The 11,201-nt window shown below is 42.5% G+C and carries 10 protein-coding genes and 1 pseudogene; 7 read left to right on the forward strand and 4 right to left on the reverse strand.

Translation table 11 applies throughout. The features are described 5' to 3' along the window. Window positions 1-25 precede the first annotated feature (25 nt). The 3 genes and pseudogenes from BJP37_RS44880 to BJP37_RS06170 form a co-directional block, all read right to left on the reverse strand. Window positions 26-708 (reverse strand): annotated as a pseudogene (locus BJP37_RS44880) (Uma2 family endonuclease). A 65-nt stretch (window positions 709-773) separates the two neighbouring features. Then, complete coding sequence (locus BJP37_RS06165; RefSeq protein WP_075897319.1) at window positions 774-1,190, reverse strand: helix-turn-helix domain-containing protein; 417 nt, start codon at window positions 1,188-1,190, stop codon at window positions 774-776. Between the two features lie 549 nt (window positions 1,191-1,739). Then, the gene (locus tag BJP37_RS06170; protein ID WP_075897321.1) at window positions 1,740-1,997 is read right to left on the reverse strand and encodes a hypothetical protein; all 258 of its coding nucleotides are present in this window, start codon (window positions 1,995-1,997) and stop codon (window positions 1,740-1,742) included. A 483-nt stretch (window positions 1,998-2,480) separates the two neighbouring features. On the opposite strand from BJP37_RS06170, the gene BJP37_RS06175 reads away from it, so the two are divergent. The 6 genes from BJP37_RS06175 (at window position 2,481) to BJP37_RS06200 (ending at window position 9,817) form a co-directional block, all read left to right on the forward strand. After that, entirely contained in the window at window positions 2,481-2,864 is a 384-nt protein-coding gene (locus BJP37_RS06175) for an endonuclease domain-containing protein (RefSeq protein ID WP_075897323.1), read from the forward strand. Between the two features lie 586 nt (window positions 2,865-3,450). Continuing rightward, on the forward strand, window positions 3,451-6,867 hold the full coding sequence (locus BJP37_RS06185; RefSeq protein WP_075897327.1) for a sister chromatid cohesion protein PDS5: 3,417 nt from the start codon (window positions 3,451-3,453) through the stop codon (window positions 6,865-6,867). Between the two features lie 146 nt (window positions 6,868-7,013). Beyond that, complete coding sequence (locus BJP37_RS35765; protein ID WP_143727488.1) at window positions 7,014-7,289, forward strand: hypothetical protein; 276 nt, start codon at window positions 7,014-7,016, stop codon at window positions 7,287-7,289. Window positions 7,290-7,305: 16 nt separating this feature from the next. Then, the gene (locus BJP37_RS06190) at window positions 7,306-7,575 is read left to right on the forward strand and encodes a hypothetical protein (protein ID WP_075897329.1); all 270 of its coding nucleotides are present in this window, start codon (window positions 7,306-7,308) and stop codon (window positions 7,573-7,575) included. A gap of 677 nt (window positions 7,576-8,252) precedes the next feature. Beyond that, entirely contained in the window at window positions 8,253-8,531 is a 279-nt protein-coding gene (locus tag BJP37_RS06195) for a hypothetical protein (protein WP_075897331.1), read from the forward strand. 236 nt (window positions 8,532-8,767) lie between these two features. Continuing rightward, the gene (locus tag BJP37_RS06200) at window positions 8,768-9,817 is read left to right on the forward strand and encodes a heme oxygenase-like domain-containing protein (protein ID WP_075897333.1); all 1,050 of its coding nucleotides are present in this window, start codon (window positions 8,768-8,770) and stop codon (window positions 9,815-9,817) included. On the opposite strand, the gene BJP37_RS38635 is transcribed toward BJP37_RS06200, so the two are convergent. Then, the gene (locus BJP37_RS38635) at window positions 9,795-9,953 is read right to left on the reverse strand and encodes a hypothetical protein (RefSeq protein ID WP_158069454.1); all 159 of its coding nucleotides are present in this window, start codon (window positions 9,951-9,953) and stop codon (window positions 9,795-9,797) included. The two genes, BJP37_RS06200 and BJP37_RS38635, sit on opposite strands and share 23 nt — an antisense overlap. Here BJP37_RS38635 and BJP37_RS06205 point away from each other — a divergent pair. Then, complete coding sequence (locus BJP37_RS06205) at window positions 9,924-11,060, forward strand: heme oxygenase-like domain-containing protein (RefSeq protein WP_214607745.1); 1,137 nt, start codon at window positions 9,924-9,926, stop codon at window positions 11,058-11,060. The genes BJP37_RS38635 and BJP37_RS06205 overlap by 30 nt on opposite strands. The last annotated feature ends 141 nt before the right edge of the window (window positions 11,061-11,201 follow it).

The raw sequence follows: 11,201 nt of genomic DNA on the forward strand, positions 1-11,201 counted from the left end.
GTTCCTATTCCTTTTATAGTAACTACTACTGATAACTGACCGCTTGAAAAACCTGTTCAGCATTTAACCTTAACTCTGGAAAGGTTGAGGATAAAATACGGTTAGCTCCTCGGAACTGACTAACGTTATATTCGCCATCTATCAATTGGTAAACCGATAAAGTAGGTTGTTTGGGATTGCCAATAAATCGCCTACCACCTAAGAGGTTGTCTGAGAAGTCTCATTTGCTAGATCAAAGCCCCCTAAATCCCCCAATTTTGGGGGACTTTTAGAAGCAAATTGACTCTTGTTCCCCCCAAAGTTGGGGGGCTAGGGGGGCAAAATTCAGTATAAAAAAACTTTTCAGATATCCTCTAAACCTAAATAATCAACAATCCAATATTCAGCAATTCCGAAAGATTCGTAATCTTCCAGTTTTAAAGCGTAATCGTCGCTCCAGTTTGTTGAAACCACTTCTACAACTAAACGAACAGAAGACCCCCGTGTGATAATCGATTCTTTTTCCCAGCGTGGTTCGTTATCAGTAACTTTTTGCTTGTCTAAAACGATTACATCTGGTTCATACCCAGACTCTGTTTGTGGTTTGATCACGCATTCTTTAGGAATAAAGTAAGGCAATTGACAGCGTCGAATTTCTAAAAATAGTTCACCTCCTATAAACCCGGCTACCTCTGAATGCATTCCCGTTGGTTTAAGCCTCTCGACCATGCTTGACTCATCGCTATTCCCAATTCCCAGGGCGTAGCGCTATCACTAAATAACTTAGACCTGGCTCAGCTGACATTAAAATCAGAAATCGTCTCAATCCATACCCGTGCTCCACAATTTAGGGGTTCATCTGGGCGATACATCACCCGACAAGGGCCATTGACTTCGACGGTATGACCGTAAATGTTTTTAGCGCCGCGTTTTACGGTAATCACGGGATTGCGTTCGCCGGTGTTGTGATTTTGGCGAATGACTTTCTGATTAACGTGGATGACCGCCTTAGTGTAATTTGTACGCTTTGACCAATTCCGCTTCGGTCCACGAGTGCCGGGGGTGACCACTGGCATGCCATCAAATAAAGGAATCACCCAAGTTCTACCCACTTTATACGCTCCTTTGACTCTGCCCTTGCTCAACAGGAAACGGACGCGAGTGGCAGAGACACCTAGTAATTTAGCAGCTTGTGCGGTAGAAATCATCATGGCGGTAAAACCATTGCTTTAACGATATTGTTATACTAACACGATTTTTTAAAAGATGCAAGGGGTGGGTGGTAAGGGTGGTGGAAAAAACTATTGCATTGTCGCAAGTTAGTCTTGAGTCTTGATTAGTGCTGTTGAGTTTTCTAGTAATAAGGTACATCTAACTTTTCTTCCCTACTCCCTACTCCCTACTCCCTGTTCCCTGTTCCCTGTTCCCTCATCACAATAAAAAAATTCGGTCAAGTTCTGGTTAATTCCAATCCTTGACCGAATTATTTGTTGTAATAGTCAAAAACCCTAGGGTTCTTGACTATGTCTTCACCAATTCATCAGGAAATTATCCCGATCAACAACATACTAACTTAGGTTTCAGACTTCAGACTTCGTACTTTCTCCTTTTCTCCTAAGTTTTGACCTGTCGCCAGCGATGCAGCGCGGTCTTGGGGAGGCAGTGCGGTCTTGGGGGTTCCCCCCATGAGCAACTGCCGTGGTTTCCCCCATGAGCGACTGCATCAAGACAGGGATTGGCATCCCTGGCAATTTGCTATCTTAATCTACCAACAGATGTCGAATCAAAATACTGATCACCTCACCAGAATTTCCGATAGGTTGAGGAGTGCTCCACTCATCAACTTGGGCGTAGCCACGGCTATAAAGGCTATAGATTGTGACCCGCACAATTTTGGGAGAACCGATCAATATATGTTTGATTTGCTTCCGTCCTGGCTGGGGTTTGCCAAATGAGTCAGGGAGATTAGGATTGTTGGGGTTATACTCGAAATTTGGGAGAAAGTTTTCGATGTCCATAATGTTTTTTGTTGTTGTATTGGTGACCTTTTTATGGTAATAAATAATTATTTAATTTGTCAAGTAATTTTTGATTTTTTTTGCAAAAGGGGGTATATAATAAATTTTTTTTGCTTAATTTTGTATTAGCGATCGCGTAGCATAGCCTACGGCAAATCCCTTAGTGCATCAGAGCATTACATTTAATTTTAAAGGTTAATTTTGCGATAGTATTTAAGTTTAGATCGTAATCTTGGGATAGTATTTAAATTGATAAGATATTTATGGGTTCCCGTAGCGGCTCCTAGATACCATCTCTTTCTATGCCATTGACTTGCTGGATCCCCCCCAGCCCCCCTTATCAAAGGGGGGAGCTCGGAAACCTATATAGAAAGGCTGATTATTGTAATAAGTCCGCCAATCTATCTAAAAAGTCCCCCTTATTAAGGGGGATTTAGGGGGATCAAAACCCACGGCAAAAACCACAAGCTCAATTCTTGTAAAATGTGCGATCGCCAACAAAAACAATTTCATCTGCCTTATAACTCCAATTTAGTAAGCAGAGCTAAAGAATTAAGAAAAACTATGACACCAGCCGAGAAAAAGCTGTGGTCTGACTATTTAAAAAATTTTCAGTTTAGAGTCTTGCGACAAAGACCGATAGGGAATTTTATTGTTGACTTTTATTGCGCTGCTTTAAAATTAGTGATTGAAGTTGATGGAGAGTCTCATTATACAGAAGCTGGCCAAGCTTATGATCAAGAAAGAAGCCAGATTCTTGAAGGTTATGGATTAAAAGTAATTCGATTTACCAATGATGAAGTATTGCATAATTTTGAAGCAGTGTGCGTTCGGATCAGCAGTGAGCTTCCCCCTAACACAACTTAGAACTGTTTCAAAATTCAATAAGTTAACGATTTTATAGCAATTTTCTATGCCATGAGGTAGGGATCCCCCTAAATCCCCCTTAATAAGGGGGACTTTGAGGTTTAAAAGCGTACCTCATAAATCCTAGAAATGCTATATCGTTTTTTTAGGTATTAGGAATTAGGGTAATGGTCTTAGCTTGGGGGAGTCGGTTTGCGTAGCGGCTCCTAGATACCATCCCTTTCTATCCTATTTATTTGCTCGATCCCCCCCAGCCCCCCTTATCAAAGGGGGGAGTCGGAAATCTATCTCAAAAGTCCCCCGAGCGAGGGATTGCTCGGGGGATTTAGGGGTATCAAAACCCACCCCCTAAATTTATAAATTAAGAAAGTCCGCCTTATTAAGGGGGATTTAGGGGGATCCAAACCTGATTATTGTAAGAAGTCGGGAAATCTATCTCAAAAGCCTGATTATTGGGGGGAGTCTGGAAATCTATCTGGAAAGTCCCCCTTATTAAGGGGGATTTAGGGGGATCCAAACCTAGGAAAAAAACCCTACTCCCTAAATTGCTATAATTAATAGCATCGAACATAATTACCTATAAATTATGGAACCCTTGTCACTGTTAGCCAATTGGGCAATCCCGAAAATAGGGGAATCGTTGTTAGAGATTGTTTCGGGAAAAGGATGGGATAGCTTAACTCAAGCTCTGACGAAAAGCGATGTAGAGAAGGCAATCAAAGCGGGAGAATACGCAGTTAAGGAATGGGAAAAACAACTGGAACCGAGCCAACTATTATTTTTTCATGCTCCGCCGGATGGATTGAATGGAGTTAAAAATTTTTTGGGGGGCTATTTTACTAATGCAGCAGTTTTAGCGGAATTACAGAAACCGTTACTCAATCAAGGTAAGCCAGACCGGGATATTTTAAGCACCGTATTTCAACAAGAAGCAGAAACGAATAACATTAAACTAAATCAAGATAGTCTCCAGCTTTGGATAGAGAGATTTATTAATGCTTATTTTGAGCATACTGTTACTTATCTAAAATTTCAGGTAGCTAAACAGGATTATTGTGAGCAGTTAGCTAACTGGTTTGATGATGTTAAATTTGCTGGCATTGCTGTGCCTGGGCAAGAAGTAGAGAAATCGGAGAAGTTAGCGCAGATTTTTGTAATGCCCGATGTGGTGGAAGAGGTATCAACTGCTAGCACTTGGGAGCGGGAGTTGTTAGCAGGAGAAAGTCGGGAAAAGCTGGAAAGGGCGTTGTTGGAAAAGACGACTGGACGGAAATTCTTGGCTCAGCAGCTATTGAGCCAAAGTCAGTCGAGACGAGTAGTGATATTGGGTGCGCCAGGCTCGGGGAAAACCACGTTGATGAGTTATTTTGCAGTAATGTTGGCTGAGAGCAAGCCTGAGGAGTTGGGATTAGATGGTGATACCGACTGGCTACCGATTTTAATTAGGATGCGAGATTTTGGGATAAATCTCGATAAAAACCTGATCGACTATGCCCGTGGGTTTGCCGAAAACACGATGTCAGTGCAACGGTTACCAGTGGGATTTTTTGAGCATTGGTTGTCTGATGGTAGAGCCTTGATATTGCTGGATGGTTTGGATGAAGTCGCAGATGAGGCTAAACGGAATGATGTAGTCAGTCGCATCGAGAATTTTTTGGGGCAATTTGACAGAAATCGCGCTATTATTACATCTAGACCGGCTGGTTATCGGCGCGACTTTTTCCGCACTGAGGAATTTCCCCACTATCAAATTGAACCCTTTGATGATAGCAAGATTTCCGCGTTTATTGATAACTGGTATAACAGTCGCTTTCAAGACCAAGCAGAAGCTGAAAGGCGCAAGCAGAGTTTACGAAAAGCGCTGGATGATAATGACCGGATTAAGCTATTGGCACGGAATCCGTTATTGTTGACAATTATTGCATTGATTCATCGGTATCAAGCGGTATTGCCCAAGGAACGGTATAAGCTTTATGACAAAGCAGTGGAAACCTTGTTAACCTCTTGGGATGCTAATAAGGAATTAAGTAGTGATAAGTGGTTGACCTATTTGAGCTTGGATGATTTGCGCCGATTGATGGAATGGTTGGCGTATTGGATTCATACTCAGGGAAATGCTGAAGATAAGGATAGTGGCACGCTCATTGACAAAGATGATTTGATTAAGCAATTGGCTGAGCAGATTAAAACCTTGAAGCAGGTGGATTTGTATAAAGCTAAGGAAGAGGCAAGACGGTTTGTAGAGTTGATTCGCAAGCGCACTGGTTTATTGAATGAGCAAGGGCAAGATTGTTATGGTTTTGTCCATAAGACGTTTCAAGAATATTTGTGTGCTCAGGAGATTAACTATCAAGCAGAAAATGAATATGATTTCGATATTGTTTTGAATCAGATTCGGGAGCATTTACATGACTCCCATTGGCGCGAAGTGTTACTATTACTGATAGCGCAACAAAAACCGAAAAATGCGGCGAAGGCAATTCGGGCAGTTTTGACTAATAATAGTAACTATGAGCAGTGGTTACATCGGGATTTGTTATTTGCTGGTAATTGTTTGGCAGAAGACCCGAAAAATTTACGGAGTACTGATAGTGGCTTAGTGGAAGAGATTTTAGAGGGGTTGGTTGAGTTGGAGGTGACTAGTAAAGAGCGGGTTGGCAATAATATTCGTGAGCAGGTTTATCAGATAATTTGTAGTTTGTATGAAACGGATTTTGAGAAACAGGTATTGGAATTGTTGAAGGAGCAATCGCCTCGAATCGATGAGGAACGATTGCTGAACTATCGACACGAGTTAGGGGAAAAAGATCAGGTAATTACAATATTGTTGACACCCCTAAAGGATGATGATTCTGTTGTGCGTGAGAAGGCAGTGGAAGCCTTGGGCAATTTGGGCAACAGCTCAGAAACCGTAGTTAACGCCCTGCTAGCACAGATAGATGATGATTCTGTTGTGTGTTGGAGAGTAGTGGAAGCCTTAGGCAAATTGGGCAACAGCTCAGAAACTGTAATCAACGCCCTCATAGCAGGACTTCAGGATAACAATTATGGTGTGCGTGTGAGTGCAGCCGATACCTTGGGCAAATTGGGCAACAGCTCAGAAACTGTAATCAACGCCCTCATAGCAAGGCTAATGGATGATGATAATTCTGTTGTGCGTATGATTGCAGCCTATGCCTTGGGCAATTTGGGCAACAACTCAGAAACTGTAGTTAATGCGCTCCTAGCAAGGCTAATGGATGATGATTCTGATGTGCGTATCAGGGCAGCCTATGCTTTGGGCAAATTGGGCAACAGCTCAGAAACTGTAATCAATGCCCTCATAGCACGACTGAAGGATGATGATTCTGATGTGCGCATGAGTACAGCCGATGCCTTGGGCAAATTGGGCAACAGCTCAGAAACTGTAATAAACGCCCTACTAGCACGACTGAAGGATGATAATTCTAATGTGCGTGAGAGTGCAGCTAATGCCTTGGGTATATTGGGCAACAGCTCAGAAACTTTAGTCAGTGCCCTCCTAGCAAGGCTAAGGGATGATGATTATGATGTGCGTATCAGGGCAACCGATGCCTTGGGCAAATTGGGCAACAGCTCAGAAACCGTAGTCAGTGCCCTCCTAGCAAGGCTAAGGGATGATGATTCTTTTGTCTGTATCAAGGCAGCGGAAGCCTTGGGCAATTTGGGCAATAGCTCAGAAACCGTAGTCAGTGCCCTCCTAGCAAGGCTAATCGATGATGATTCTTTTGTCTGTATCAGGGCAGCGGAAGCCTTGGTCAATTTGGGCAATAGCTCAGAAACCGTAGTCAGTGCCCTCCTAGCAAGGCTAATCGATGATGATTCTTATGTGCGTTGGCAGGCAGCCGAAGTCTTGGGCAAATTGGGCAAAACATCTAATCATGTTCTCCCTACTGTGATTGAATGGATTGAACAACACCAGGATTCAGAGTATGTGGGTAGAGGTATTGATGCGTTGTGGGATTTGGTGGTAGGACGGGAGTAGGGAATCGGGAATCGGGAATCGGGAGTCGGGAGTAGGGAGTCGGGAGTGTAATGGATCAAGAGGATAGTTTTTGTTGTAGAGCTGAAACCCTTATGTGATAGTGCTTTCGCCAGCAGCAGTCACCAGTCGGATCGTCTCAAAGGGGTGTGATGGGGGTGTATGCGATCGCGTCAGCTAGACCCAACACAAACCACCTAGGGTATAGCAACTCCTATTCCCGACTCCCGACTCCCGACTCCCGACTCCCTACTCCCTACTCCCTCTTCCCCAAAATGATTAACCTATTCCAGCCAAATTGGCAAGACATAGAGAAGATAACATCGGACAATAATAATCAAATGAAACAATTAAATGTTTCACCCAGACATCAACATCAACATCAACATCAACATCAACATCAACATCAACAACTGTTGAGCTGAAGAAGGAGAATTTTCCATGCAAATTGGAGACTTAGAAAATCTTCAGGAGATAAATATAGATAAATTATCTTCTGTTGAAGGTGGCATGATAGCGATCATAGATAAACCGATCGCACATAAAATAGATGTGGCCGATATTAGTATTGCTCCCACAGAATTAAAACGTCCCATTTATCCCTATTGTCCACCACCACCACCTCCACCATGTTATCCCGGTTATCCCAGACCTTTACCTTATAAAGATATCAAAGCAATTCCGTTAAGGATTTGTCCTGTTATTCTCTAATTTTATATTTTGGGGTAAAAGGTCAGTTGTAAGCATTCAGCCGTCAGCGGTCAGCGGTCAGCTTATTTTATAGGCTGATAGCTGAATACTGACACTATGAGCATGACTATCTAATACCAAATACGTTTGTCAAAACCCCTTTATAAAAATCGACCAAATCTTTGTATGCCAAGAATCTATGGCTATGCGGATAAGGGGGGTGTGGGAACAGGATTTGGTATAAGTATAGTTTATAAGTATAGTTTTGGAGCATAGTGACCTTAACCTTAAAGTTGGCAATCATCAGTTATTTTTCGGTGCTTTTCGCCCAATACAGGGATTTTCAGATAGTAACTAATTCGCTTCCATTGCTAAGGATTTCCAGGGTGCATGTCAATTTTGTTAATCCCTGATTCAGATCCCCCTAAATCCCCCTTAATAAGGGGGACTTTTCAATCTAGTTCCCCCCTTTTTTAAGGGGGGTTAGGGGGGATCTATGTACCTAATTACAAAGTTGACATGCTCCCGATTTCCATTACTTGGCCTTAGCAGGGAGCGAATTTTTTTTGTTTGTTAATAAAAAGCCAAGGTGGCGACAACACTATAAGCCAATTGCATAAACTAATTATAACATACCAAGATGATAAATATTGAAATCTCATCTATTCATCAACTATCTCAAGAAGGAGAAAAAATCAATGAAAATTGAGAACTTGGAAAATCTTCAGGAAATAAACACTGAGGAGTTGTCTTCACTCGAAGGTGGTCGGATGATCGCACATCCGGTGGACATCAGGGACATGATAGACATCAAAGAAATCGAAGATCTAAGGATTGATCCCCATCCAAGCCCCATGCCTCAGCCCAAGCCTCCTATTATTGCCAAGCCTGTTCCCCTACCTCGTCCCTACCCCTGTTATTATCCCTTGCCACCAAAATGTGGCCCTGTACGCCCCTATTGCTATGCAATCCTCTAATCTAGTTTTCTAATCTCGATTGAGGAGATACCTTAGCTTTTGTGATTAGAGGATTGTGGAGTAATATCCAATATTTTTAAAACAGCCTCTGAGTAAAAAGCTAAGGGTTTGTGGATCAATAAAATTTATCCATAAACTATATTCCCGATTCCCGATTCCCGATTCCCGATTCCCTACTCTATAAAACCGAGGAATTTATCCCTCATCGAATTTAAAACATCTATAGTAAAAAAACCGTGGAAAGCGTAACTTCAAATTCAAATCTAGACCAAACCCAGCCATTAGTTGATGGTAAATCTAAGCAAAGTCTGACAATAAAGTACCCTAAATTAGCCTGTAACATTAATATATATCCCGATCAGATTGTTTTTTATCGGGATGGTCAATATTTTGGTTTCGAGACTAGCGGTTTGTCAGCAGAAACGTTACAAACACTGTTTGTAATGATGGATGGTACTAGGAGTATTGAGGAGCTTCAAGAGCTTTTTGCTCCTGATAACCCGGAGGTAATTCAATCAATTTTGAAAGGATTGGAAGATCAGGCGTTACTGGATGATGCTACTCCGTTTAAAGTTCATTCTGGTATCGATACTCTGCTGGAGTTGGAGGATTTTACCAATGACTTACTCCAAACTACTGTTGAAGGAAATCTGTTTTGGAAACCAATAACCTCTAGTGAATCTGAGCTACCTATTACTGTTTTGTATGGCTTTGGGATAGAGCATTACCATTTGTCTTGCCATCGGTGGAATTGGGACTTCCCAGTGCTGGGATGCCAAAATTATAGAAAGGTTCAACAATTGATTAACCAACTCTATAGTCAAGAATATGGGCAAGATCAGCTTTGGCTGAAGGCGTTGAACGGTATTGGTATTAGCGATCAGGATTTAAACGATGCGATCGCACTACCGGAAACTGTGGCAATTGGGAATGCTTTGGCCTATTGGGCAAACTCCGAGCCACTGGTTTTATTGAGTACTTTAGGGGTGTTAAAACGTCAAGCATACCATCATTTATCATCCTACCTTGCTGCGTGTGAGCGGGTTAACCTTGAGTCTGGGTTTATCGACCCAATTCGAGAATTGGTAAACAGAAATATAACTGGAGAATCAGAAAACTTAATTCATCGCATCTTTCAAGACATTGGCCACGTTGATCAACAAACTCGGCAACGGTTAGGCGATCAAATTTACCTGTTTATTGAAATGTATAACAATTTTTACAGGGCGATTTGGAATTACTATTCATGCACTAGTGATTTGCTCAGACGAGTTTCGGCTCTCTAGAAATAGGGAGTAGGGAATCGGGAATCGGGAATCGGGAGTCCGGAGTCCGGAGTCGGGAGGTGTGGGGAGGGTGGCGAGAGGGGTAAGTGTGGTAAGCGTGGTAAGTGTGGTAAGTTTTGCGATCGCTACTCCCCACCTCCCCACCTTTCCTACTCCCTACTCCCTACTCCCTACTCCCTACTCTTTAAAACCTAGGACATTATCACCCAATTTAGATTCAGTTAGGAATGAAGTTATGACGTTAACTAAGAGTTTATTGAAACAGCCGCTATTTAAAAATCAAGTATGTTTAAAATTCAGTGATACCAGGGTAGAAATTCGTTATCAAAACCAAGGCTGTTCGATTACAGTAGAACCTGAAAAGCAAGAGGAGACTTATAAACTGTTCCAGCTGTTGCAGTTTGGGGGAATGTCACCAGAGGAATTGGGTCAGGAGTGTCCAGGAATTCAAGAACAGATTCCTGACTTGCTAATAGAATTAGACCGCCGTGGTATGCTAATAGACCGGGAGAAATCAGTGACATCTGGTGGTGTTACTGGACATCAATTCTATCGGGAGTTATACCGATTCCTAAACCGTCTGAAAATGCGTTTTCCTGAGTCTCCCTACAGCGTAAAGATGGTAGATAAGACGATTACTAGAGAGCAGTTGATTGGCTATAGTTTGGAATCCTATCACGTTACTCATCTGTGTCCGAGTTTGCTAGCTCCGTCTTTAGCCAATTATGAATCACCTAAGATTCGCCAACTCCTCCGGGAATTCTTTGGGTCTGAGTTGCACCATGACCGTCTGATCGAGAAATCCTTGAAGAGTGTGGGAATTTCTGGTCAGCAATTGCAACGGATGCTGCCCTTACCAATGACGTTTGCGATTTGTTCAAGTCTAGCTGTTTTTGCGAAGCAGCATCCCCTTAGCTTCAAGGCAGCATTATTAATGTTTGAAGAACACAGTGAGGAGTTCCACCAGTTATTCAAACAGCGGTGTCAAGATTTAGATTTGCCTTCGGACTTTTATCAACCAATCTTGCTCCATGCCAAAATTAATGACGATGGAGCCCATGAGGATATTACCGAGGTTTTGTTAGCAGACATAGCTTATGTTTCACCAGAAGACCAATTAGTGGTGAAAAAGAACATGACTGCCCTGATGGAATCTATGGTGCTACGGACTCACGAAATTTTGGATTATTATGGCAATCCACAGAACCGAATTCCTCGCTGTTTTGATACCATAGGGGGCTAAGCATTAAGCCAAAAGCGGTCAGTGGTCAGCTCTCAGCTCTCAGCGGTTAGCGGTCAGCCGTCAGCCCTCAGCCTTTAGGGCGTGTTTTCAAAGTTTTCCGCAAGATTATGATCCCCCCCAGCCCCCCTTAAAAAAGGGGGG

The sequence above is a fragment of the Moorena bouillonii PNG genome (assembly GCF_001942495.1).
Classification (GTDB): domain Bacteria; phylum Cyanobacteriota; class Cyanobacteriia; order Cyanobacteriales; family Coleofasciculaceae; genus Moorena; species Moorena bouillonii.

What these genes read in the sequence shown, in the direction of transcription:
- BJP37_RS06165 (WP_075897319.1), bottom strand. Translation starts at nt 1,190, where the DNA reads ATGATGATTTCTACCGCACAAGCTGCTAAATTACTAGGTGTCTCTGCC.
- BJP37_RS06170 (WP_075897321.1), bottom strand. Translation starts at nt 1,997, where the DNA reads ATGGACATCGAAAACTTTCTCCCAAATTTCGAGTATAACCCCAACAAT.
- BJP37_RS06175 (WP_075897323.1), top strand. Translation starts at nt 2,481, where the DNA reads ATGTGCGATCGCCAACAAAAACAATTTCATCTGCCTTATAACTCCAAT.
- BJP37_RS06185 (WP_075897327.1), top strand. Translation starts at nt 3,451, where the DNA reads ATGGAACCCTTGTCACTGTTAGCCAATTGGGCAATCCCGAAAATAGGG.
- BJP37_RS06190 (WP_075897329.1), top strand. Translation starts at nt 7,306, where the DNA reads ATGCAAATTGGAGACTTAGAAAATCTTCAGGAGATAAATATAGATAAA.
- BJP37_RS06195 (WP_075897331.1), top strand. Translation starts at nt 8,253, where the DNA reads ATGAAAATTGAGAACTTGGAAAATCTTCAGGAAATAAACACTGAGGAG.